Annotated in this window: 28 protein-coding genes; 7 read left to right on the top strand and 21 right to left on the bottom strand. The window is 38.1% G+C overall.

The window, feature by feature from the left end; translation table 11 throughout:
- Positions 1 to 6: 6 nt before the first annotated feature.
- From resA to MHH95_RS09860, 5 genes are all read right to left on the bottom strand, one after another.
- Entirely contained in the window at positions 7 to 540 is a 534-nt protein-coding gene (gene resA, locus MHH95_RS09880; RefSeq protein WP_340727395.1) for a thiol-disulfide oxidoreductase ResA, read from the bottom strand.
- A gap of 106 nt (positions 541 to 646) precedes the next feature.
- Entirely contained in the window at positions 647 to 1390 is a 744-nt protein-coding gene (locus tag MHH95_RS09875) for a pseudouridine synthase (RefSeq protein WP_340727394.1), read from the bottom strand.
- Between the two features lie 215 nt (positions 1391 to 1605).
- Positions 1606 to 2580, bottom strand: coding sequence for a D-alanyl-D-alanine carboxypeptidase family protein (locus tag MHH95_RS09870; RefSeq protein WP_340727393.1), 975 nt, complete (start codon positions 2578 to 2580; stop codon positions 1606 to 1608).
- Positions 2581 to 2592: 12 nt separating this feature from the next.
- The gene (scpB, locus tag MHH95_RS09865) at positions 2593 to 3180 is read right to left on the bottom strand and encodes an SMC-Scp complex subunit ScpB (protein ID WP_340727392.1); all 588 of its coding nucleotides are present in this window, start codon (positions 3178 to 3180) and stop codon (positions 2593 to 2595) included.
- A complete protein-coding gene (locus MHH95_RS09860; RefSeq protein WP_340727391.1) occupies positions 3155 to 3931 on the bottom strand; it encodes a segregation/condensation protein A in 777 nt (258 codons plus the stop codon). The genes scpB and MHH95_RS09860 overlap by 26 nt, the downstream gene beginning before the upstream one ends.
- Before the next feature lie 202 nt (positions 3932 to 4133).
- Between MHH95_RS09860 and MHH95_RS09855 the strand changes: the two genes are divergently transcribed.
- Entirely contained in the window at positions 4134 to 4637 is a 504-nt protein-coding gene (locus tag MHH95_RS09855) for a DUF309 domain-containing protein (RefSeq protein WP_340727390.1), read from the top strand.
- Here MHH95_RS09855 and MHH95_RS09850 read toward each other — a convergent pair.
- The 10 genes from MHH95_RS09850 to xerD form a co-directional block, all read right to left on the bottom strand.
- Positions 4634 to 4993 carry a GNAT family N-acetyltransferase gene (locus tag MHH95_RS09850; RefSeq protein ID WP_340727389.1) on the bottom strand — a complete coding sequence of 120 codons (360 nt, stop codon included), beginning with the start codon at positions 4991 to 4993 and terminating at the stop codon, positions 4634 to 4636. The genes MHH95_RS09855 and MHH95_RS09850 overlap by 4 nt on opposite strands.
- A 216-nt stretch (positions 4994 to 5209) precedes the next feature.
- Complete coding sequence (gene lysA / locus MHH95_RS09845; protein ID WP_340727388.1) at positions 5210 to 6529, bottom strand: diaminopimelate decarboxylase; 1320 nt, start codon at positions 6527 to 6529, stop codon at positions 5210 to 5212.
- 102 nt (positions 6530 to 6631) lie between these two features.
- Positions 6632 to 8074, bottom strand: a complete 1443-nt coding sequence (locus tag MHH95_RS09840; protein ID WP_340727387.1) for a spore germination protein — start codon at positions 8072 to 8074, stop codon at positions 6632 to 6634.
- Complete coding sequence (locus MHH95_RS09835) at positions 8071 to 8850, bottom strand: SigF/SigG family RNA polymerase sporulation sigma factor (protein WP_340727386.1); 780 nt, start codon at positions 8848 to 8850, stop codon at positions 8071 to 8073. The genes MHH95_RS09840 and MHH95_RS09835 overlap by 4 nt, the downstream gene beginning before the upstream one ends.
- A 12-nt stretch (positions 8851 to 8862) precedes the next feature.
- The gene (gene spoIIAB / locus MHH95_RS09830) at positions 8863 to 9303 is read right to left on the bottom strand and encodes an anti-sigma F factor (RefSeq protein WP_191698228.1); all 441 of its coding nucleotides are present in this window, start codon (positions 9301 to 9303) and stop codon (positions 8863 to 8865) included.
- Entirely contained in the window at positions 9288 to 9650 is a 363-nt protein-coding gene (locus MHH95_RS09825) for an STAS domain-containing protein (RefSeq protein WP_340727385.1), read from the bottom strand. The genes spoIIAB and MHH95_RS09825 overlap by 16 nt, the downstream gene beginning before the upstream one ends.
- A gap of 256 nt (positions 9651 to 9906) precedes the next feature.
- Positions 9907 to 11652 carry a SulP family inorganic anion transporter gene (locus tag MHH95_RS09820; RefSeq protein ID WP_340727384.1) on the bottom strand — a complete coding sequence of 582 codons (1746 nt, stop codon included), beginning with the start codon at positions 11650 to 11652 and terminating at the stop codon, positions 9907 to 9909.
- A 575-nt stretch (positions 11653 to 12227) separates the two neighbouring features.
- Positions 12228 to 13532 carry a pyrimidine-nucleoside phosphorylase gene (locus MHH95_RS09815; protein WP_340727383.1) on the bottom strand — a complete coding sequence of 435 codons (1305 nt, stop codon included), beginning with the start codon at positions 13530 to 13532 and terminating at the stop codon, positions 12228 to 12230.
- 14 nt (positions 13533 to 13546) lie between these two features.
- Positions 13547 to 14725: a phosphopentomutase gene (gene deoB / locus MHH95_RS09810; RefSeq protein ID WP_340727382.1), complete on the bottom strand. Its 1179-nt coding sequence runs from the start codon at positions 14723 to 14725 to the stop codon at positions 13547 to 13549.
- An 89-nt stretch (positions 14726 to 14814) separates the two neighbouring features.
- A complete protein-coding gene (gene xerD, locus MHH95_RS09805) occupies positions 14815 to 15717 on the bottom strand; it encodes a site-specific tyrosine recombinase XerD (RefSeq protein WP_340727381.1) in 903 nt (300 codons plus the stop codon).
- 185 nt (positions 15718 to 15902) lie between these two features.
- On the opposite strand from xerD, the gene MHH95_RS09800 reads away from it, so the two are divergent.
- The 3 genes from MHH95_RS09800 to MHH95_RS09790 all read left to right on the top strand — a co-directional run bounded on the left by MHH95_RS09800 (position 15903) and on the right by MHH95_RS09790 (position 18121).
- Positions 15903 to 16298, top strand: a complete 396-nt coding sequence (locus MHH95_RS09800; protein WP_340728744.1) for a MerR family transcriptional regulator — start codon at positions 15903 to 15905, stop codon at positions 16296 to 16298.
- Between the two features lie 36 nt (positions 16299 to 16334).
- Entirely contained in the window at positions 16335 to 17657 is a 1323-nt protein-coding gene (locus tag MHH95_RS09795) for a hemolysin family protein (protein ID WP_340727380.1), read from the top strand.
- A 119-nt stretch (positions 17658 to 17776) separates the two neighbouring features.
- The gene (locus MHH95_RS09790) at positions 17777 to 18121 is read left to right on the top strand and encodes a general stress protein (protein ID WP_340727379.1); all 345 of its coding nucleotides are present in this window, start codon (positions 17777 to 17779) and stop codon (positions 18119 to 18121) included.
- Between the two features lie 105 nt (positions 18122 to 18226).
- Here MHH95_RS09790 and fur read toward each other — a convergent pair whose 3' ends face one another.
- From fur to MHH95_RS09775, 3 genes are all read right to left on the bottom strand, one after another.
- A complete protein-coding gene (fur, locus tag MHH95_RS09785) occupies positions 18227 to 18691 on the bottom strand; it encodes a ferric iron uptake transcriptional regulator (RefSeq protein WP_191698236.1) in 465 nt (154 codons plus the stop codon).
- A gap of 64 nt (positions 18692 to 18755) precedes the next feature.
- On the bottom strand, positions 18756 to 19265 hold the full coding sequence (locus tag MHH95_RS09780) for a hypothetical protein (RefSeq protein WP_340727378.1): 510 nt from the start codon (positions 19263 to 19265) through the stop codon (positions 18756 to 18758).
- Positions 19266 to 19324: 59 nt separating this feature from the next.
- The gene (locus MHH95_RS09775; protein WP_191698238.1) at positions 19325 to 19876 is read right to left on the bottom strand and encodes an NUDIX domain-containing protein; all 552 of its coding nucleotides are present in this window, start codon (positions 19874 to 19876) and stop codon (positions 19325 to 19327) included.
- Positions 19877 to 19964: 88 nt separating this feature from the next.
- On the opposite strand from MHH95_RS09775, the gene MHH95_RS09770 reads away from it, so the two are divergent.
- Positions 19965 to 20855 carry an aldo/keto reductase gene (locus tag MHH95_RS09770; protein ID WP_340727377.1) on the top strand — a complete coding sequence of 297 codons (891 nt, stop codon included), beginning with the start codon at positions 19965 to 19967 and terminating at the stop codon, positions 20853 to 20855.
- Positions 20852 to 21322 (top strand): VanZ family protein, encoded by a 471-nt coding sequence (locus tag MHH95_RS09765; protein ID WP_340727376.1) that lies wholly within the window; start codon positions 20852 to 20854, stop codon positions 21320 to 21322. Before MHH95_RS09770 ends, MHH95_RS09765 begins: the two co-directional genes overlap by 4 nt.
- 30 nt (positions 21323 to 21352) lie before the next feature.
- Here MHH95_RS09765 and MHH95_RS09760 read toward each other — a convergent pair whose 3' ends face one another.
- Positions 21353 to 21610 carry a YqkE family protein gene (locus tag MHH95_RS09760; protein WP_340727375.1) on the bottom strand — a complete coding sequence of 86 codons (258 nt, stop codon included), beginning with the start codon at positions 21608 to 21610 and terminating at the stop codon, positions 21353 to 21355.
- A gap of 75 nt (positions 21611 to 21685) precedes the next feature.
- A complete protein-coding gene (locus MHH95_RS09755) occupies positions 21686 to 22864 on the bottom strand; it encodes an acetyl-CoA C-acetyltransferase (RefSeq protein ID WP_340727374.1) in 1179 nt (392 codons plus the stop codon).
- A 180-nt stretch (positions 22865 to 23044) separates the two neighbouring features.
- On the opposite strand from MHH95_RS09755, the gene MHH95_RS09750 reads away from it, so the two are divergent.
- Positions 23045 to 23998: an alpha/beta hydrolase gene (locus MHH95_RS09750; protein ID WP_191698243.1), complete on the top strand. Its 954-nt coding sequence runs from the start codon at positions 23045 to 23047 to the stop codon at positions 23996 to 23998.
- Positions 23999 to 24133: 135 nt separating this feature from the next.
- Here MHH95_RS09750 and MHH95_RS09745 read toward each other — a convergent pair whose 3' ends face one another.
- Positions 24134 to 24607 (bottom strand): S-ribosylhomocysteine lyase, encoded by a 474-nt coding sequence (locus MHH95_RS09745; RefSeq protein ID WP_340727373.1) that lies wholly within the window; start codon positions 24605 to 24607, stop codon positions 24134 to 24136.
- Between the last annotated feature and the right edge of the window lie 90 nt (positions 24608 to 24697).

The raw sequence follows: 24697 nt of genomic DNA, 5'->3' as shown, positions 1-24697 counted from the left end.
AAACTCCTATTCCGGCTTTATTGACTCCATATACTGCGCGATTTTTTCTTCGCTCATTTCACCAGTTATAATACGGTCAACAGAACCATCTGGTTTAATAAATATTGATGTAGGAAGAGGTCCAATGCTGTAGGCTGTAAATACGCTTTTCGTTTTGTCGATTGCAACCGGGAAGTTCATCCCCATATTGGCAACATACTTCTTAACTTCAAATTCAGATTGGGCGAAATTGACAGCAATAATTTGTACACCTTTATTAGCAAATGCTGTGTATTGACGAGTCATAGCAGGGAATTCTCGTTCGCATGGTTCACACCAAGTTCCCCAAAAATTTAAAACGACACCTTTTCCTTCGTAATCTTTTAATCTATGTTTCTCACCATTCAAATCTACTACTTCAAAATCAGGCGCCTGTGCCCCTGCTTGTACTATTTCTATTTTATCTTTCGTTACAGCACCATAAATGGTATATCCGATTGCTATTGCTAAAATTGCTAGTATAATGCCACGTGTCACAGAACGTTTTCTTTTTTTATCCAAACAAAAAACCTCCTTCCTTTTAGCAACTACTGTTGCCTATTATAGCAAATAATTACAAAATGATAATTCTTTTAATTATGAATGATTTATGAACGTTTCCACTATTTTAATTGTTGTAATCTAATTTTCCTGTTTCAGCCAGTACGCGCAACAGTTTTACTTCATGCTTTGTTAGCTGACGGTATTCCCCAGGCGACAATCCTGTTAGATCCAAAAATGCAAAGCGCTCACGTTTTAACTTCACAACCGGTGTCCCAATCGCTTCGAACATACGGCGCACTTGACGGTTACGCCCTTCATGGATTGTGATTTCACAAATTGCTTTTCCGGCATTTTCATCAAAGCTTGTCATGCTTACTTTTGCTGGAGCCGTTTTCCCGTCTTCCAGCTTAATGCCATTTTGAAGCTTCATTAACCCTTGCTTTGTTGGGATCCCTTTAACACGTGCAATATATGTTTTATCTATTTTAAATTTAGGGTGAGTCATTAAGTTTGAAAAATCCCCGTCATTTGTTAATAGTAGTAAGCCTGTTGTATCATAATCCAAACGACCTACCGGGAAAATCCGTTGGTGAACATGCTTTTGGAAAATATCCGTTACTGTTTTACGACCTTTATCATCTGTTACAGCTGAAATATAGGCACGTGGTTTATATAATAGGAAATATACTTTATCCTCTTTTTCAAGCTTTACGCCTTCTACTTCTATCGTGTCCGAGTTTGAAACCTTTGTTCCTAGCTCTTTTACCACTACTCCATTAACTTTTACTTTACCTTCTACGATTAATTGCTCTGCTTTACGTCGTGATGCAACGCCTGCATATGCAATCACTTTCTGTAATCTTTCCATAAGTTCACCTCATTGATTGATAAACTGCAAAGACGCACGCTTCTACAGCATTCGAATTTGCACTTTTCCTTTATTGCTATAAAAATTTTGAAGAAAATTAAATCTATAACTCGTCATCCACAATACGTACGCCATAAATTTCCTTAACGAATAAAAATTATGGCATACTTTCAATACTTATTAAAGAAATTTCACTTTTCCAACAATACGTCCAATTATCTTACCGTGACTAATTTGGAGCCAACAAATTCATCATCTGCATATAAAAGCCAAACCCCTCTATTTGAATCCTTAAGTCTTGAAATCTTTACGATGTGCTGGAAATTTGGTCGTTCCTTCTTATGAAGAAGCATTTGTAATGGTTCATCCAGTTCTATCGACAATCCATTTGCATTGTATTTCCCTGTTTTCACAATTGTTTGCTGCTCAAAATTCTGGTCGATAAAATCCGCCAAATTACGGTGGACATTCCAGTCATTTCCTTCATTAATCGTGACGACAACAAATGATTTTTGTTCCCGTTCGAAAAATGTTGCAAGTGTGCGCCCCGCTACTTTTGTATAACCAGTTTTCCCGGCAATTGCGCCAACTTTTTCATGCATAAGGCGGTGCTTATTTTTCCACTGTCTGCCATCCGAAAAATGTTGTGTGGAGGCAATTTTCTTAAACTCAGGATTCTTCATCGCAATTTGCAGCATTTTAGCCGTATCATATGCAGAGGAAAGGTGGACTTCATTGTGTAACCCTGTTGGATTTGTAAAGGTCGTTTCATGCAGACGGTAAAGCTGTGCCTTTTCATTCATTAACTTCACAAAGCCTTCAACCGATCCGCCAACATGTTCTGCCAAGGCAGTGGCTGCATCATTTCCTGACTGCATCATTAAACCGTGAAGCAGATAGTCAATTGTATATGTCTCATTTTCAATTAAATAAATGGACGATCCTTCTACCATTGCAGCTTCCTTCGAAATAACCACTTCATCTGAAAGGTCACTATTCTCCAGAACTACTAATGCAGTCCAAATTTTCGTTAAGCTGGCTATCGGCAATCGAGCATGCTCATTGACCCCCATTAATGTACGGCCATTTTCCGCATCAATTACAACATAGCTATTACCCGCAGCCTCAATTTGCGTAGAATTACTAAATAATACAAACAACATCACAATAGATACAAACCACTTTTTCAACAAGTCACTCCCTTAATTTTGATTAAATGTTTCCTGAAACTTCGTTAAAAATAAATCTGTAGGCTGATCATCTTCCTGATCCACTTCTTCAGGTAATGGCGGCAACTCATTAATATTTTTCAAACCAAAATAATTTAGAAATTCTTTTGTCGTTCCATATAAAATTGCACGCCCTGTCCCTTCAGCGCGTCCTACTTCCTGTACAAGTGCACGTGAAACTAACTTGGCTATTGGTCGTTCGCTCTTAACACCCCGAATACTTTCCAGCTCGGCGCGTGTAATTGGCTGCTTATAAGCTATAATTGCCAATACTTCCAATGAGGCTGCAGTTAATACTTGGTTTGTCGGATTTTCAATCAGCTTTTTCAATGTATCATTTACTTCTGGCTTTGTCGTTAATTGATAAGTGCCAGCAAGTTGCTTTAAAGCGATTCCACGCTTTTCATCTTCATTGTACTGAGATTGAAGTTCGCTTAATCCTGCCTCTATATCCATTGGTTCCACTTCTATATATTGTGCCAGTTGTTTTATGGTCATACCTTCATCACCTGCTACGAATAACAGTGCTTCGATTCTACTCAGTAATTTGTTCGAATTCATCGTCTATGTCCTCCTTTTGCAGTAATACCGATAAATCATCGAAGTTGTTTTGTTGTTCAACGATTACGATTTGGCGCTTCATCAATTCTAATAATGTTAAAAAGGTTAAGACAAGCATTGGTTTATCATCTGCTTCAAACAATTGTGTAAACATTACTCTTCCGCCTGAACTTTTTAAAATTTTTACAACAGAGCGCATCTGGTCTTTTACAGAAATCTCCTGCCTTGCTACTCGTGTGGACAATGGCTTTCTTAATTGTTTACGGCGCATTAGTTTCTGAAATGCACTTAGCATGTCATAAACATTCACTTGCTGATCAAAAAGCACCATTTGTTCATCTGGCATAAATTCCGATAAATCGCTTGGCGCTTTAGTAAAGACTTGCCCGCGTTCTGTTTCCAACTCCTGAAGTTGTACAGCTGCTTCCTTATATTTTTTATATTCGATTAAACGGGCGACAAGCTCTTCACGGGGATCGGCTTCATCCACTTCAAGTTCCGCTGTATCGATTTCACCTTCGTTAATAGGAATGAGCATGCGGCTTTTAATTGCTAATAATGTAGCCGCCATTACTAAATATTCACTTGCTTCGTTTAATTCCAAAGTTTGCATCGCATGGATATGATCAATATACTGTTCTGTTAACTCCGACATCGGAATATCATAGATATCAATTTCCAAGCGATGAATTAAATGTAATAATAAATCTAGCGGCCCACTAAAGGCATCCAGTTTCACTTCGTAAGACATAAAAAACCACCTATCCTAATCAATTGCGCCTCGATTGCTTTTCAGGAAATAATATTTTGCTGGAAAAGTTGAATCGAAATTTATCATAAATATGTAAATTAAGCTATAATTGAAATTTGCATTTACTAGTTATTTTTATTCGACACCGTTCTACAATTTAAAGCAGAACCTATTTAATTAGTATAGATGAAAGGAGAACACAATGCATCCTTTGTTTCACCCACTGTTTATCGATTATTGTGCATATTTTAATGGCAATGAGGATTACTTTGAATGTCATGAAGTAATGGAAGAGTATTGGAAAGAGATTGCCCCAAAAGAAAAGCTTCATCCGCTTGTTGGCTATGTACAACTTGCGACAAGTATGTACCATTGGCGAAGGGAAAACTATAATGGTGCAACACGTATGATGAGTAAAGCAGTCTTAAACTTTGAAAAAAATAGAGAGAGCCCGTTTTTCGATTACATTGATTTCAAGCAACTCCTTACAGTTATGAAAAATAGACTGCAAAAAATGCAGACAAATGAACCGTTTCTGAAATTTACACTTCCTCTTGAAAATGAGCAGCTTCAATCATTAGTTCAACAAAAAATAAGTATATGTACGCCTATGGACGCACACTTTATTTTCAATAAACATATGCTTCGAGACCGCACAGAAATACTTGAAGCAAGACAAATTAAAAAAAGAAGTCGACTGAACTAGTCGGCTTCTTTTAAAATAGTTATACACTTTTGGACAAATGCACTTGTATCTTCGTTTGGCTGAATATTTTTGAATCCCATCTCTTGGAGCTGTCGCAGCATTGCCAATGCAACACCTTCTCCACGATAGGATGGAATGACAGTAATATGCTGAATTGTTGTGGAATCATTCTCCTCCGCAATTCCTACTGCCCCCACATATTCTTCACCTTTTTTCCATAAAAAAAGTGTCCAATTTTCATTTTGCTCATAATGATGAATGGTCTCCATTAAACGTTTAATGTCTTTTTCCTGCGGCATTAACGAAATTAATCCCATTGCAATCTTTTCAAGTGCTTTTTTATATCTTACTAACATTTTAACATTCCCTCAATTCTACCATTGCAAATCCTAACAAAAGTCCAGTGGAAATGCAATAACACAATTTTCCAACGTCTAATGTAAAAGGCACTTATACTAGTTTGAGAATTTGTAAATAAATGGACTAATAATATAAATAAAAAGGAGTGACCAAATAATAATTCCCATTAACAGGCCGAAACCCCATTTCGCTTGCTTCGATAATTTCAACGATTATTCACCCTTTACCAATGTTAACGGCAGATCATTTACTACAAGATTCTCGTAGCTTTCTCGCTTAATCGCAAGTTGATGCACACCATTTTCGACGAATACTACTGCTGGTCTAGGAACTCGGTTATAGTTCGAGGCCATTGAATAGCCATATGCACCTGTACAGAACATTGCTAAAATATCGCCCGTTTCTGCATTTTGCAATGCTGCATCAATAATTAACTTATCCCCTGACTCACATAATTTTCCTGCAACAGTATATGTATTTGTTTTAGCTTCATTAGCTCTGTTCGCAATAACCGCTTCATATTTCGCATCATATAGTGCAGGGCGGATATTATCGCTCATACCACCATCGACTGCAATATATTCACGCACACCCGGTACTGTTTTTTGTGATCCTACTGTATATAGAGAAGTACCCGCATCCCCTACTAAAGAACGACCTGGCTCAATCCAAATTTCAGGCATTGCCAAATTGAGTTTTGTACTTTCAGCTTTTACTGTCTGAATCATATCGGCTACATATTCATGGGGCTCTAGTGGCTTATCTTCTTCTGTATATCGGATTCCAAAGCCGCCGCCTAGATTTAATACTTGTGCTTCAAATGCGAATTGTTCTTTCCATGCACCCATTTTTTGCATTACTTTACCCGCTGCTAAACTGAAGCCTTCTGTTTCAAAAATTTGAGAGCCGATGTGGCAATGTAAACCTAATAGTTCGATATTTTCATCATATACTACTTGTTTAAATGCCTCATCAGCTTGTCCGTTATTTAAATCAAAGCCAAATTTAGAATCGGCTTGACCCGTAGTAATAAAGTCATGTGTATGTGCTTCAACACCTGGTGTCACGCGTAATAGAATTTTCATTTTTTGATTTCGCTGTTTTGCCATCTCTTTAAGTAATGAGATTTCATAAAAGTTATCTACAACGATACAACCAATCCCTGTTTCAAATGCCAGCTCAAGTTCAGCAACTGATTTATTGTTCCCATGGAAGTGAATGCGTTCTGCCGGGAAACCTGCTTGTATTGCCGTATAAAGTTCTCCGCCTGATACAACATCCAAAGATAGATTTTCCTGAGCTGCCAACTGATAGGCTGCAACACAGGCAAATGCCTTTGATGCATATGCAACTTGTGCTTTTACGCCGAGATTTTCAAATGTATCGATAAAGCCGCGTGCCCGTTTACGAATAAGCGCTGTATCATAAATGAAAAGCGGTGTACCATATTGTCGGGCCAACTCAATTGTATCTATACCGCCTATTGTTAAATGGCCTTGTTCATTAATTTGTTGTGTACCATATAAGTGCATCGTGTTCTCCCCTAACTATAGCTTGTTCGAGCTAATATTCTCAAAAATCAAATATATCATATGAGAACTTTAACATAGGAGACTTACTGATGCAATGTGTGTTCAAACTCGTTTTCGCTGTTTTGCGCCTACTACAAAAGGTCTAAGCGCATCCTGCGACATTGGTGTTCGAATAATGACACGGGCAAATGCTTTCGGGAAAAACGGAACAAGTGGCCATAAATAAGGCACTTTCATCGGTTTTAATGAACATAAATATGTGAAAATAATAAAGATACCTATAAAGAATCCAGTTACACCAAACAATGCGGTTGCCGCTAAAAGCGCTAACCGGAATACTTTCACGGAAATACTCAACTCGTAGTTTGGAATGGCAAATGTAAAAATAGCCGTAACTGCGGTATATAATACTACTTCACTTGAAAATAGTCCTACATCAATCGCAATTTGTCCGATGATGATACCGGCGATTAAACCCATTGCCGTTGATAACGGTGTAGGCGTATGAATCGCTGCAATTCTCAAATATTCAATACCGATATCCGCAAATAATATTTGCAGGAATATAGGTATTTGACCTTTTTCATTTATCCCGATAAAGGCTAAGCTATCAGGAAGTAAATCCGGATGTGTAACGAGTAAGTACCAAAAAGGAAGTAAAAGAAAGCTTAATATGACCGCTCCAAAACGAAGGAACCGCATCATCGTCCCGACTAACGGTGCCTGCCGATATTCTTCAGCATGCTGCAGCAAATGGAACATAGTTACAGGAATGAGCATTACGGAAGGCGATGTATCTACCATAATTGCAATATGTCCTTCTAATACATGAGCTGCGACAATATCCGGACGCTCGGTATAACGCACGAAAGGCAATGGATGGAACTTTTGCTTAAACAGCCATTCTTCCAATGATTTATCACTCATCGTTAGACCGTCATGCTGAATTTGCTCTAGCCGCTCGATCAACCATTTCAAATGAGATTCATTAACCAAATCACTCATATAGGAAAGAACAACATCTGTTTGCCCGTATGTTGAAACATGATGCATTTCAAATCTTAGCTTCTCGCTTCTTATTCTTCGACGGATTAATGCCGTATTTGTAATAATATTTTCAGAAAAACCATCCCTGGATCCTCGGATTACTTTTTCGTTATCCGGTTCTTCAGGGCTACGACCGGGATAATTACGGAATTCCGCTAAATAGCAATAGCCGCTTTCCGTAACAAACCCTACATTTCCGCTTAAAACACCGAGCATAAAAGCATCAATTGATGTTGCATCTTCTTTACCGTGATAATTGAAATGGTAGTGGAAGTAATCTTGTTCGTCATCAATTTCCTCTTCTTGATCCCACTGAGTGTTGGCAAGCATCTCAGCTAAACTTTCTCCATTTACCAGACCACTTACGTATACGATAAGCGTCGGTAAATTCTTTATCGTAATGTCCTTTACACACAGGTCAAATGTTTTTCCTGTATCGAATTGGGATTCAAAATAACCTTTTGCAATATCTTTAGATGTAAAAAGCTGATTCGTCATTTTTTCACCGGCTTACTCAAAGTTGATAATTCCATCCAGGTTTTCAATTGGGCCAATATTTTCTTTTCCAACCTAGATACTTGTACTTGTGAAATTCCGAGACGATCGGCAATTTCCGTTTGTGTTAAATCTAAATAGTAGCGGAAATAAATAATTGACTGCTCTCGTTTCCCTAAGCGTTTTAGCATGTCCTTCAATGGTACATAGTCAAATGCAAGCTCGGATTTATCATCCCGCATTTGATCCATCAAAGTAATGGAATCACCATCGTTTTCAAATAGCTGATCATGTAAACTTGCCGGGTCACGCATTGCATCTGTTGCTAATAAAATATCATCTTGTGATACTTGAAGTATTTCCGCTAGCTCTGCGATAGATGGCGGCTTTTCATTTGTCTTTAAATAATCATCCGTTGCATGCCGAATTTTAAAATTCAACTCCCGGATGGATCGGCTCACTTTTACCATACCGTCATCTCTTAAAAAGCGTTGAATCTCTCCAATAATCATTGGTACTGCATACGTAGAAAACTTTACTTCATAGGACAAGTCGAATTTATCAATCGATTTCATTAAGCCAATACAGCCTATTTGAAATAAATCTTCCAGCTCAACCCCTCTTGATGCAAAGCGTTGAACGATAGACCAAACAAGTCTAGTATTTCCTTCAATCATCGTTTTTCTCGCAAGTTGATCTCCCTCTTGTGACTTTGCGATTAACTCGCGCATATACGCTTGTGTTAATAACGTTTCAGATGACTGTTCGATGTTCCCCATCCCCTTATTTCGTTATGTCACGAGTGTCTGTATTGGCAAAATTTGCTTTGTAAATGTCACGATTGTCCCTTGTCCTATCACGGATTCCACTTGTAAAAAATCCGAGAAGCTTTCCATAATCGTAAAGCCCATCCCAGATCTTTCAAGCTCCGGCTTTGTTGTAAATAGTGGTTCGCGTGCTTCTTCGATATTTTCAATACCGCAGCCCTCGTCCTTAATTGTTACGCTAATTTCTGCTCCATACCTTACTGCATAAACAGTAACAATCCCATTTGGATTGTTCGCATATCCATGAATAATGGCATTCGATACGGCTTCAGATACGATGGTTTTACATTCTGATAGTTCTTCAATTGTCGGATCAAGTTGCGCCATAAAGCTTGTAACTGCAATACGCGCTAAAGCTTCATTTTCACTACGCGCTAAAAAAGTTAGCGTCATTTCGTTATCCATTGACAATCCCCCTCGCTGTGTAAAATAACTTGCTGTTCAGATGCAAATTGTATGCAATTTCCTAATCCTGAATATTGAAATATTTTTTGCATCGTTTTTGATGGATTTAAGAGTATCGTTTCCCCATCGACTGCTCGGAGTTCTCGCATTCTGCCAAGCACTAACCCAATACCGGAACTGTCCATAAAATTTAAATGTTCTAAATTCCAAACGAGCAGCTTTACATTTCCTTGTAAAATTGCTTTTGATATATGTGTTCTCACTTTTTCTGTTTCATGATGATCTAATTCACCGAAAAGTTGGACAATCAAAATATCATTTGGATACATTGTTAAATTAAAATTCAACTACATCGCCTCCTTCTAGAATGCAAATTCGGCAAGGTCAGATGATTTCCTTTCCACCTGACAAAACTAGTGTTTATTCGTTATAAGTAGTGCTCATGCGACAACTGATTTTAGTATAGGTATTACATTTCATTTTTAATCATTCATAGTACGAAAAAAGAGACTAAGTAGAAAGTTAATCTTTCTGCTTAGTCTCTCATTACATATTCATAGTAAAAATATTAGAGCATCTTTTTTCCCCGTCAGATCCCCCCTGTCAATTTAAGCGTTCTGGTGGTAAAAGGCTCTCCCCTTCTGCCACAATTTGACATTCCTTAAATGCGAAATGCTTGCAACCAATACATTTTTTTAAGTTAATATAATCGAAAGCTGCCGTGATTGCTTCACCTGTAGTCTGATAAAAATTTTGCTCTCCAATTAAGTCGTATAGTCCACTACGTCTCAGCATCTCCTCTAAACTAGACTGGACCCCCGTCACGATGACCTCTCCGCCATTTGACTTGAAATTTTTCACGATACTGCGGAAATATTCTTCCCCTGTTGAATCAATATAAGGAACTTTCCCTAAACGCATAATAAATACTTCTGGTCGGTAATGGATAGTATTTAAAATCGATTGTTCAAAAGTTTGTGCAGCACCGAAAAAGAGGGGACCTTCTATTGTATATACACTTATTTGCGGACAATCATGCAATTCCGACACCATCTGCGGTTGCAGTTTTCCTCCATCATCATCCAAATTCGGCAATACTTTTGAGACTATGAGCATTTCACTCATTCTTTTTGCGAAAAGCACCACCGCCAGAACAAGACCGACCTCAACAGCCAAAGTTAAACTTGTAAACACTGTTAATAAAAATGTAATGACAAGTACGAGCGAATCCCCGGATTTTAACTTTAAAATATGCGCAAAATGATGCCGTTCACTCATATTCCAAGCGACAATCATTAGCACCGGCGCTAAGCTTGCGAGCGGTATATGAACAGCGAACGGAGCTAGGATCAGCAAGGTCAAAAGGACAAAAATACCGTGAATGATGCCTGACATTGGGGAAGTTGCACCTGTCTTGATATTTGTAGCCGTTCGTGCAATAGCCCCCGTAGCAGGAATTCCTCCAAAAAATGGCGTGACAATATTAGCTATCCCCTGCCCAATAAGCTCCCGATTACTATGGTGCTTGCTGTTCGTCATACCATCTGCAACAACAGCAGACAATAAGGATTCTATTCCGCCAAGCATCGCTATAACAAAGGCTGGACCTATTAACATGTAAATCCGTTCAAACGTTATTTCAGGAATTTGAAAGTGCGGTAATGTATTCGGAATGGCACCATAGGTCGAACCAATTGTTGTTACATGACCTTGGAAAAAAAGCGTTGCAACAAGAGATGAAATTATAATGCCGACGAGTGCTCCCGGAATTTTAGGTAAAAACTTCGGAGTAATAATAATTAAAAGTAAACTTATGATTGCAATGAGTACACTAGAGAAATTAACTGTTCCAATATTGGAGGCAACCTCCATAATATTCATATGAAATTTCTCATGCTGCTCCATATTGGATAGTCCTAAAAAATTCCCGATTTGTCCGGCAAAGATGATGATGGCAATTCCCGCTGTAAACCCAACAGTAACAGGTCTAGGGATATATTTTATGAGGGTCCCTAGCTTAAAAATCCCCATTAATAACAGCATAACACCTGCCATTAACCCTGCAATGAGCAGGTTTTCATATCCATAGACTAGTACGATTCCAAGCAAAATCGGAACGAATGCTCCCGTTGGACCGCCAATTTGAAATTTCGAGCCACCAAATATCGATATTAAAATCCCTGCAATAATAGCCGTGTAAATTCCATACTCCGGGTTAACACCAGATGCTATTGCAAAAGACATTGCCAAAGGAACCGCAATAATCCCTACGATTATCCCTGACAGTAAATCCTTTTTAAAATGGGCGAATGAATAGCCTTCAAATCGACCTGACCATTTAACTTGCATATAATCCCTTCTTCACTATTTATTCATCGTTATAGCTATTATCGTACATAGTACAGTAATTTAATTCATATTTTACCATATTTATGTTTATCTAATATAAGTTAGGGATGACAAAATTAAAAAATAAGATAACAAAAGCGAAAAGAGCAACCTATTACACCTCCCACCACCCTTTTCGTTGAAGCAAGTTTTGGCGGCTCACCCTCCGCTCCATGTTACTCGGCTTTGGCATAAAGTAAATTTCTGCAAAAATGGAAGATATAAAACAAACATAGCATTTTTGCTTACCGCCGCCTCGCAATAGCGCAAGCGGCTTAATTGGATGTTCTTTACTTCACTATATAACGAGGGCAGAACTTTGAGATTGGTGGGCCTCGCAAACGGCAATAAAGGCAGTGATAAAGACGCGTATCACGTGGCTTTAGCGCTGTCTTGCCGTAGCCCACCAATCAATCAAGTTAAACTTTATTAGAAAAACAACACCCTATTATAGTGAGGAGCCATATTTATGTATTTTTAAAAACATAAAAAAAGCCTTTTACCACCCTCTCGGACAATAAAAAGCTTTTCCTATATTATTGAGTTATAATCGCTTCAATTAACTTTGGTGCTTCTACTTTCTCAGCGGAAATGAATACATGCGCATAGATTTTTTCCATTACATGTTCAATATTTTCGCTATTAGCATGAATCGTCATTAATGATTCACCTTGTGCAACTTGATCCCCTACTTTTTTATGCAAGACAAGTCCAACGGCTAAATCGATTTCCGACTCCTTCGTAGCACGTCCCGCACCAAGTAACATCGCTGCAGTACCAATATCATCGGCTTCGATTTTTGAAATATAACCCGATTGTTTCGCAGGAACGTCAAATTGATATTTTGCCTGAGGTAAACGTGATGGATCATCCACTACCGAAGCATCGCCACCTTGAGCAGCGATAAACTTTTTCAGTACTTCTAGTGCCGCACCATTTGCTACAACTTCCTCCAACATTTTTCGAGCTTCCTCGATTGTTTCAGCTTTACCGCCTAAAACAACCATTTGTGAACCTAATGTGTAGCATAGTTCATTTAAATCTGCTGGGCCTTGACCTTTTAATGTATCAATCGCTTCTTGAACTTCCAAAGCATTACCGATTGCATAACCTAAAGGTTGGCTCATATCAGAAATAATCGCCATCGTTTTACGACCGACGTTATTACCGATCTTAACCATAGCTTCTGCCAGTTTGATTGAATCTTCTACTGTTTTCATAAACGCACCGTCACCTGTTTTTACATCAAGAACGATTGCATCGGCACCCGCTGCAATTTTTTTGGACATAATTGATCCAGCAATTAATGGAATGCTCGAAACCGTTCCTGTTACATCACGAAGTGCGTATAGTTTTTTGTCTGCTGGTGTTAAGTTGCCGGATTGACCGATAACTGCCATGCCAATTTCATTTACTTGGTTAGAAAATTCTTCACTTGATAATTCTACATGGAAGCCTTCAATTGCTTCCAATTTATCAATGGTACCACCTGTATGACCTAAACCGCGACCACTCATTTTAGCAACAGGTACACCGACAGCTGCTACCATTGCTGCAAGTGGCAAAGTTGTCGTATCTCCTACACCGCCTGTTGAATGCTTGTCTACTTTAACACCTTCAATAGAAGAAAGGTTAATTTGGTCACCAGATTCCACCATTGCCATCGTAAGATCTGCTCGTTCACGATCCGTCATATCTTTAAAATAAATCGCCATACATAAAGCACTTGCCTGATAATCCGGAATCGTACCATCTGTATAACCTTCAACGAAAAAGCGAATTTCCTCTGTCGTCAATTCTTCGCCATTTCGCTTTTTTTCAATAATATCTACCATTCTCATGATGAATGTCCCCCTTATTTAAGCTCTTTTAAAAAGCTTTTTCCGAACTGTGGTGCTGCAACCTTAAAATTATTAGCAATTGTTGCTGCAATATCTGCAAATGTTTCACGTAATGGCAGCTGTGTTCCACCATTAAAACGAGGAGAATAAACAATTAATGGCACAAATTCACGTGTATGGTCTGTACCTGGGAATGTTGGATCGTTTCCGTGATCAGCCGTAATGATTAATAAATCATCGTCTGATAACGCATCCAAAACTTCCGGTAATCGACGATCGAATTCCTCTAATGCTTCACCATAACCTAATGGATCACGTCGGTGTCCAAAGTTCGCATCAAAATCAACAAGATTTAGGAAACTCATCCCTTGGAAGTCACGACGAACAACTTCAGCCATTTTATCCATGCCATCACTGTTGTCTTTTGTACGAATTGATTCAGTAACCCCATCACCATTAAATATATCCGAAATTTTACCAATTGCAATTACTTCTAGATTCGAGTCTTTCATTTCAGCCATTGTTGTACGCCCAAATGGTGTTAATGCATAGTCATGACGATTGGCCGTGCGCTTAAAGTTACCCGGTACACCGACGAACGGACGTGCAATAACGCGACCAACTAAAAACTCCGGATTTAAAGTTAACTCACGTGCAATTTCACAAATTTTATATAGTTCATCCAAAGGAATAATATCTTCATGTGCTGCAATCTGTAAAACAGGGTCAGCAGATGTGTAAACGATTATTGCTCCTGTTTCCATATGTTCCTTACCGTAATCATCAATGACAGCGGTTCCACTATACGGCATGTTGCATAACACTTTGCGCCCTGTTGCCGCTTCTAATTGAGTAATTAGTTGTTGCGGGAAGCCTTCCGGGTAAACTTTGAATGGTGTATCAATGTTCAGCCCCATTATTTCCCAGTGACCTGTCATCGTATCTTTGCCTACAGACGCTTCTTGCATCATGCCAAAATAAGCTGTAGGTGTTTCAACTTTTTCAATACCTTTAAGTTCACGGATATTGGCCAAGCCCATTTTTTCCATATTCGGCATGTTTAAGCCATTCATTTTTTCTGCTATATGACCTAATGTGTTTGAGCCAGCATCGCCAAAATTATGGGCGTCCGGTGCTTCACCAATACCTACAGAATCCATTACGATTACATGTATTTTTTTAAACGGTTGCATAATGCTTTCACTCCTATTCTTCCTCTTTATTTTACATAAAAGGCCTAAACAAATAAAGGTCAGACATCCGATTTCGGTAGAATTTATTTTTAGGCCCGTGGATGGAATTGTTTATAGACTTCAGACAAACGTGTTTTGCTTACATGTGTATAAATTTGTGTTGTAGAAATGTCTGCATGACCTAACAGCTCTTGTACAGCCCGTAAATCTGCCCCATTTTCAATTAAATGTGTGGCAAATGAATGTCTTAATACATGTGGTGTTATTTCTTTTGAAATATTTGCAGTTTCCGCATGTTCTTTAATAATTTTCCAACAGCCTTGTCGAGTAAATCTTTTCCCTCTTTGGGTGATGAAAAACGCATCATTTTTCGGTGCATTTCCTAATAGCTGTGGTCTTGCTTCTTTTAAATATGTGTTGCATGCTTCCAGTGCTCCGCGACCAAGTGGAATAATACGTTCCTTCCCACCTTTACCAAATACACGGACAAAGCCCATTGTAATGTGAATATCCTCTAAATTTAATTCAATGAGCTCACTTATACGCATTCCTGAGCCGTACATAATCTCTAAGATGGCTATATCCCGTATCCCCTGTGGTTTTTCTATGGAAGGTGCGGCTATGAGCATATCAATCTCTTCTACCGATAACACCTTTGGTAATGATTGTTCTTTTTTTGGCATTTCCAAATGTACAGTAGGGTCTTGATCCGTTACTTTTTCTCTCAATAAAAATTGGTGAAAAGACCGAATTGAGGAAATTTGTCTCGAAATCGTTTTCGTAGACTTTCCTGTCGTCCGTAAACTATCCAAGTAAAGCAATATATGTTCACGTACAACTTCTTGAAATGCATTAATTTGCTGATCATAATGGATATGACGAGCGTATGCGATTAAATCCCGTTTATAAGACTGTAAAGTATTATCAGAAAGTTGCCGTTCCACCTTGATAAAATGAAGATAATCTTCTATAGAATCTTTTAAAGCCTGCATAAAAATCGCCCCTCTTGCTTTATATACATACATTTTACCATTTTACTTCGGCAGTCGATATATATTGCTCACCTATCATTTTAACTAATATTTGTTTTTCTGTAGATAAATGGAATATCTTTACAAAATGTGCTTTCTGCGTTATTCTTGAAAGTAAAACGTTATGAATGAGGTGATAACTTGGGATCGGAAAACTAAAAATTGGTGAGCTTGCCACTGCTACCGGGGTAACAAAACGAACAATTGATTATTATACAAATTTAGGGCTTTTAAAAGTGGAGCGATCGGCATCCAATTATCGCTATTATGATAAAGAAATGATTAATCGTATTCACTGGATTGAGGAACAAAAAAAGCAAGGAAAATGTTTGGATGAAATTCATCGTTTAATTGCCCCTGCAGAAAATGAACCTGAAGAAATTGATGTTCAGGACATTCGTTTGCAAATGCGCAAGCTCGAACATGATGTAAACGTTTTAATGGAACATTTAGATGAGAAGGAGCGACAAAAGCTTCGTAAAAAAGTGTCACCTGAAAGTGTTGCGCTAATGCAGTCACTTTTATTAATTTTAAATAACTAGGAGGTGAACGTTCTACTTCGTGAGTAGAACGCTCGTTTGACCACAATCATTAACTTAATAATTTTCTCGGCTTTAATCGCTTTAACCGCCTTTTTCGTAGCAACGGAATTCGCTATCGTAAAAGTACGTCAATCTCGTATTGATCAGCTAGTCGCTGAAGGGAAATCTGGTTCACTCACTGCTAAAAATGTAACAACACATTTAGATGAATACTTATCTGCCTGCCAACTCGGAATCACTGTAACAGCATTAGGAATCGGTATGGTTGGTGAATCTACCTTTGAGTTTATATTACATCCGCTATTTGAATCTATCGGAATTGGTACAGATTATATTCATTGGTTTACATTGGGCGGAGCTTTCTTTTTGGCAACGTTTTTCCACGTTGTAGTTGGTGAATTGGCGCCTAAAACAATTGCCATCCAAAAAGCGGAGGCTGTCACTTTAGCATTTGCGAGACCTATTCAATTTTTCTATAAACTAATGTTCCCTTTAATTTGGCTATTAAATGGTTCTGCACGTTTATTATTGAAACTATTCGGAATGCAGCCAGCGAGTGAGCATGAATTATCACATACGGAAGAAGAATTACGCTTACTTTTATCGGAAAGTTATAAATCAGGCGAGATTAACATGAACGAATTGAAATATGTAAACAATGTATTTGAATTCGATGATAAAATTGCACGTGAAATTATGGTTCCGCGTACGGATATTATTGGATTTGATATATCCGCTACGTTTGAGGAAGTGTTAACTCAAGTATCTGAAGAACGCTATACGCGCTACCCAGTCTATGAGGGCGACCGTGATAATATATTAGGTTTTTTAAATATTAAAGACTTTTTAACATTAGGTATGAATAACCGAATCAATCCAGCTACATTTAAACTAGAGGACTTCATAAATCCCGTCATTCATATGATTGAGACAACACCTATTCAAAGTTTATTGCAAATTATGCAAAAGAAACGCATCCATATCGCAATATTATTGGATGAATACGGTGGAACAAGTGGGATGATTACTGTAGAAGATATTTTGGAAGAGTTAGTCGGAGAAATTCGCGATGAATTTGATGACGATGAAATTCCGGACATTCGCAAAATTGCCGAAAACCATTATTTAGTCTATTCAAAAGTATTGCTCGATGACATTTCGAAGCTGCTATTTTTGGATATTGAAAGCCCTAACGTCGATACGATCGGTGGTTGGTACTTTACGAATATGCCAGATTTAAATATCGAGGACTCGTTCATTTATGAAAACTATCTCTTTAAAATTCAGGAAATTGATGGTCATCAAATCCAATTTTTAGAAATAAAAAAGGTAGACGATTTAGTAGACCCGGTGATGTAATCTATATTACTGCACTACCCTCCTCTCATAGAATAAGAACTTGGTATTTCCCCAAAGTTTCAATTAACTAATCTTAGGGAATCATATAAGTATTCTAAGTTAAGGAGTGTGTATATAAAATGGCAGTTTTAAAATCAGTAGAAAATGGTGTACAGGCTAAATCAGTAATTGAATCATTTATTGCAGAAGGCTATGTGCGTGATCACATTCATATTTTTGCAAATAGCAATAAGCGTGCAGAGGATATTGCAGACCTTTTCAATGTAGATGCTAAAGCAACTGCGGAAACAACTGAAAATGATAAAGGGGTTTTAGCAGCGATTAAAAACTTTTTCCAAATGACGCCTGATGATCTTCATCATCAATTGGCTAACTTAGGAGTAAGCGAACAAGAGCATGCTACAGCAAAAGATGATTTAGAAGCAGGTAAGATCCTTATTATTGCACATCATCCACGAACTTAATTTAAATTACCGAGACGATTAGGGTAACCTAATCGTCTCTTTTAAACTATATTCGATACAAAAAAAGAACAGCCAATTGCGCTGTTCTTTTTTCTTGATTATAGATTATGCATTGCTGTCTCCAGAGTTATCATGATCATGACAACGCCAGCAGATGCCATGGAATGTTAGGCGGTGATCTTTAATTATAAAGTTCCAGCGTTTCTCCACAATTTCTTCTACATCTTCCAATAAATCTTCTTGAATTTCATCTACTGCGCCACACTCGATACAAACTAAATGATGGTGGAAATGCTTTGCGCCCTCTTGACGTAAATCATAGCGGGACACCCCGTCACCAAAATTAATTTTATCGACAATTTTCAGCTCTGTTAGAAGCTCAAGTGTACGATATACAGTAGCCAGTCCAATCTCAGGTGCTTTATCTTTTACTAATAAGTAAACATCCTCGGCACTTAAATGATCTTCCTCATGCTCAAGTAATACCGCTACTGTTGCTTCTCGCTGTGGCGTCAGCTTATAGCTCGCACTATGCAGTTGCTTTTTAATTCTATCAATACGGCTCTCCATATGTGACGCCCTCCTAAACTCTTTTCATTATACCAAATGAGTAAATCTCATTACAAGACAATGATTATTTAAATAAATAAGTAATTGCTATATTTTCAAGTCCGAAAAACACTACCATTACTATCAAAAGGAATATTACTTTTTTCCAAGGCATTACACTTTTCAAAGCTCGTCTACCACTGTTATTATTTGTGATTTGATAGAGAGCGATCAATAGTACACAATAGATCAACTGGAACGGGAACCACCAAAAGGCATACAATTTTATAGATTGATGCTGCACAAGTAAATAAACAGAACTAAACCCTAGGAAAGTAACTTTTATTGAAATAAAAACTAGGGCCATTCGTGGTAAATATTTATGTGTCGAAAAGAATAATACAATAATTAAAGAAACTAGGAAAGGAACAACACTCCAAAGCAGTTCCGGTTTTTCCAGATCAAGTAGTCTTCGATCACTATATTTAATAATTTGCTGTACTTGCTCAATTTGAAATAATTGATAACATACTACACCACAAATAAAACATATGACTATCATAGATGTATATTGAATATATAAATATTTACGCATTTGGACGCCTCCTTGTCCATACAACTTATGCACATAAATTGTCCTTATGCGTAAACATTTTATTGATTTAAAATCATTTTCATCTTCACCCATAAAACGGCAAAAGCAGTTTTCGCATCGTATATTCTTCCATCAGCTACCATTGCTTCTGCTTCTTCCAAAGTTACTTCCATTAACTCTACAAACTCATCTTCATCTAAGTCTACAGGAATGTCCAGTTTCTTTAACTTTTCTGCAACATAGATATGGATAACTTCATCTGCAAATCCAGGTGAAGTTGCAAAAGCCTGAACAAATCGGAAATCATCTGACGTATAACCCGTTTCTTCTTCCAATTCCCTGCGTGCTGTCACAATCGGTTCCTCGCCTTTTTCCATCTTGCCTGCGGGAATCTCTATGATTGAACGCTCTAGGGCTTTGCGGTATTGCTCAACGAAAAGAATTTTATTATCTTCAGTAATAGCAATTACAGCAACAGCACCCGGATGATTAATAATTTCACGCTTACCGGTTTCACCATTCGGTAGCTTAACATCATCAACTTTCAGTGAAATTACTTTACCTTTAAAAATAGATTCAGAATGGATCGTTTTTTCTTCAAATTTTTTCATGTCTACGCCTCCACTTGTTCTCTTACTTCCATTCATTGTACCATTAGTAAGAGCTTTTCTAAAATATCGAATGTTGGAGGGAAAATTTATGAAAAAAAGACAATTAGGTACGAGCGAACTGCATATCTCGGAATTAAGTTTAGGCTGTATGTCATTACCTCTAAATCTATCAGAAGCTAAGCAAATCATACACGCAGCTATCGATGCAGGCATCAATTACTTTGATACAGCAGATTTATATGACCGCGGAGAAAATGAAAAAAATGTCGGCTCAGCATTAAAGGAGCATCGACAACATATTTATTTAGCTTCGAAAGTGGGTAATCGTTGGGAGGAAGGAAAAGACGGCTGGAGCTGGGATGCTTCTTCTGACTATATTAATACGGCTATTCGTAACAGTTTGCGTCGTTTACAGACGGATTATTTAGATTTATATCAGCTGCATGGCGGAACAACTGATGACAATTTGGAAGAAGTAATCGATACTTTTGAAAGCCTGAAAAAAGAAGGATTGATTCGCGAATACGGTATCTCCTCTATTCGACCAAATGTTTTCGTTCCTTTTCTACAAAATAGCAAAGCAGTCAGCAATATGATGCAGTTTAATATTTTTGACGAACGAGCGAGTGAATTTTTTGAAGTGATTGAAAAGACAGGGGCATCTGTCGTAACACGCGGCTCTATTGCAAAAGGGTTACTTACTAATGACTGGCGTAATCGAATGGCTTCTTATATGGGCTATGACAAAGCTAGTGCCGAGGAAATTTTGCTGAAAATTGAACAACAGTACAGCGATGTCCACGCTGCAGCACTTGCATTCAATCTGCAATATGAGACGATTGCCTCTACAGTAATTGGCGCACGTACAACAACACAGTTAAAGCAAAATCTTGATGCTTACGAAAAAGCACAAACTTTGCAAAATATTACCGACATCCATGATTGGACAAAAACTGAACGGTATACAGAGCATCGATGAAAAAAGCAATATCCTTCGTAGTAATTGGTCTTATCATTGTTGCAGTCATGTCCAATATGAGATATGAGCAGCAAACGATAATTCCTGTATTAAAAAATGTACTAGAAGATAAACCATTTGAAGGCTTTTTAAGTCAATTCCAAATTCCTTACTGGGGAAGAATCATATCGGTTGAATCTCAGGGCTACTATAAGTTTTTGGAATTTCTGTTTCGAAAAGGCGTTCATTTTTTTGGCTATGGTTTACTCGCGGTCATCTTCTGTATTTTCTATAGAAAGCTGAAATGGAGATTCCCTACTGTAATTGCTTTTTTTACAGTAACGGTTATTGCAAGCCTGGATGAATATCGCCAAAGTATGATTCCTGGGCGTACCGGGCTGATTGAAGATGTAGTAATCGATGCTTCAGGTGCACTGACATTGCTAATATTAACAAAAATCGGACAGGCTATATTTAAAAAAAGCTAGCGCAATTATTTCATTGCACTAGCTTTTCTATTAAAACTTAGAACCTTGATCACCGTATTGACTTAATAGTTCTTCAAAGCTCATGTTTTTTTCGCGTTGTTTCCGTTCGAACGCGGCTTTCGCTATACGCTCTTCTTCTTTCGCTTTTTCATCGGCTACCATATCCTGCTTTGCTGCCTTTAACTTAGCCAATACGTCTCCACCAAGCTGATCGGCTAAAGTTGCAGCCTTTTCTTTTGGTAAGTTAAATTCATCATTCGTACTTCGTTGTTGTTTCTTTTTTGCCATATTTTTCACCTTCTATATATAATCAATTACGATTTGGTAATTTGCATCCTTTCAGTGTGTGCTTAAACAACACTTTTAGCGCTGTACGATCGTTGCTACCCCTTGCCCGCCACCGATACATAATGTTGCAAGACCGAATTCTGCGTCTTGCTTTTGCATTTCATGAAGCAATGTGACTAAAATACGTGCACCGCTCGCACCAATCGGATGTCCAAGTGCTATTGCCCCACCGTTTACGTTTAGTTTATCATGATTGAACGCCAATTCGCGATCAACTGCAATTGCCTGGGCCGCAAAAGCTTCATTCGCTTCAATCAAGTCCATCTTATCTAATGATACATTTGCCTTTGATAGAACTTTTTTCACGGCTGATACTGGCCCTACCCCCATTATAGCAGGGTCTACCCCTGCACTCGCATTTGCAACAATCGTAGCCATAGGTTTAAGTCCTAATTCGAAGGCGCGCTGTTTCGACATTACAACAACTGCTGCCGCCCCGTCATTAATGCCAGAAGCGTTGCCGGCTGTTACAGAGCCTTCCTTTTTAAAGGCTGGGCGCAATCCATTTAATTTTTCCACTGTCGTACCATGCTTCACATATTCATCCTGGGCAAAAACGATTGGTTCTCCTTTACGTTGTGGAATTTCAATAGGAACAATTTCTTCTGCAAATCTATTTTTTGCTATTGCATCTGATGCACGAGCTTGTGAACGGGCAGAAAATTCATCTTGCTCTTCCCGTGTAATGCCATATTGATCACATAGGTTTTCCGCCGTTACGCCCATATGGTAATCATTAAAAGCACACCATAATCCATCTTTTATGAGTGTATCGACAATTTTTTGATCGCCCATACGGAAACCTTCCCGCGCATTCTGCATAATATAAGGTGCTTGACTCATATTTTCAAAGCCCCCTGCAACAACGACTTCTGCATCTCCAGCAATAATTGCCTGGGCTGCTAAATGGACCGCCTTTAACCCGGAGCCACATACTTTGTTGATTGTCATGGCAGGAACTGTATGAGGAACCCCTGCTGCGATGCTTGCCTGTCTTGCTGGATTTTGACCTAAACCTGCTGCAAGTACATTCCCCATTATTACTTCATCAATCGTCGTTGGATCTAACTGTATACGCTGTAATGCTTCTTTTATAACGATACTACCCAATGCCGGAGCAGAAATATCTTTTAATGTCCCTTGAAAAGCCCCAATTGGTGTACGGACTGCACTTACTATTACTACTTCTGTCATGATAAAAATCCCCCTTTTTGATGTGAATCCCTTTGTAGGCAATATATAAAGTTGCTTAACAAAATTTTATCAAATATTCCCTACTTTTCACACAAAATATTCCACCGCCTGTTTTCCTACATAATATTTGATTTATCCTAAAAATTCATTGAATATTAAATTAAATAAGGAGTGATTTCCATGAAAAAACGCACATTAGTATTATCAGGCAGTATCGTAACAACTTTGTTGGCTGCTGCTACTACAGTTACAGGTGTCTTCATGACGAATCGCATTATGTATATTAAGAAAAAAGATGATGCGTTTATTAGGGAACGTGAAATAACAGCAAAACGTTTTGACGAAGCCTGGTATGATGGCTGTTCAAAAGAAATATTGACGATTAATTCCCCAAATGGTTATACAATCAGCGGAATCTACCTGAAACCGCTGGAAACAAAAAACACAGTGATAATTTGCCATGGGGTGACCGAAAATAAAATCAATTCAATGCGATATGCGCGCATGTTTGAACGTCTTGGCTTTAATGCGGTCGTTTATGATCATCGTCGCCATGGGGAATCACAAGGTAAAACAACGAGTTATGGCCATTATGAAAAATTCGATTTACAAGCTGTAGTGGAAAAAGTACGAGAACTTACAGGAGAAGATGCTTTGTTAGGTATTCATGGCGAATCAATGGGTGCTGCTACAACACTGCTTTATGCCGGCACTTTGGCTGACAATGCAGACTTTTATATTTCCGACTGTGCCTTTTCGAATTTCCCCCAGCTATTAAAACGGATTTTCGAAAGTGTCGTGCCGATTGATGCGAAATATACACTTCCTTTTGCCGACTTTTTCATGCGTATTCGGGATGGCTATTCTGTCAAAGAAATTATGCCTATCGATGCCGTAAAGCAAATTGAACGGCCCGTTCTATTTATTCATAGCGAACCGGATGATTTCATCCCTTCCTCTATGACAGAAGAATTATTTGAACAAAAACCCGAACCAAAAATGCTGAAAATATTCGACAAAGGTGAACATGCAAAATCATTCAATGAAAACCAGGGAGATTATGAACAAACAGTCGCAAAGTTTTTGCATGATTATGTACCCGCTTATCGTAATGAAACGGAAACACTATTGTAAAATGCAGAATCTGCTAAATAGTTTGGAGCATATTCTTTAGAAAACCCACTTTAAAATCAAAAGCAGTTTAAATTTTACTCATCGTAAAAATTTAAACTGCTTTATTTCTATTCAGCATATTATATAGACTTTCGTTTACTGCTCATTAAAAACGATATGCCATTCATCACGTTTATTCAAAAATTGTTTCGCCAGCTCTTGTGCACCTTCCAGGCTATGGCTTGCTGCCCAGCCGCATTGCACTTCGTTGCATGCAGGTACGGATGTAGCTGCCAAAACATCCTGCAATGTTTTTTCCAAAATCGCTAACACACCTTCATAGTCATCATAATTCATAAACGCTACATAAAAACCTGTTTGACAACCCATTGGTGAAATATCGACTACTGCATCACTATGGTTGCGGATCCGGTCTGCCATTAAATGCTCCAATGAATGCAATGCAGGCATTTCCATATGCTCTTTATTCGGTTGTTTAAAGCGAATATCGTATTTTGTTACGACATCTCCTTTAGCCCCCTCTTTTGTTCCTGCTAAACGTACATATGGTGCAACCACTTTCGTATGATCTAAATCAAAGCTCTCTACATTCGTTTTTTCAGTTGTCATCTTTTGTCCCTCCAATACTTACAATCCTTATAAGGATAGACTAGAATCATAACCAAATCAATAGAATATTCAGATTTTTAACTCTAATTT

Origin of the sequence: Solibacillus sp. FSL K6-4121, assembly GCF_038002585.1 — a bacterium.
In the GTDB taxonomy this organism is placed as follows: Bacteria; Bacillota; Bacilli; order Bacillales_A; family Planococcaceae; genus Solibacillus; species Solibacillus faecavium.
This window is presented reverse-complemented; position numbering and strand designations above follow the sequence as displayed.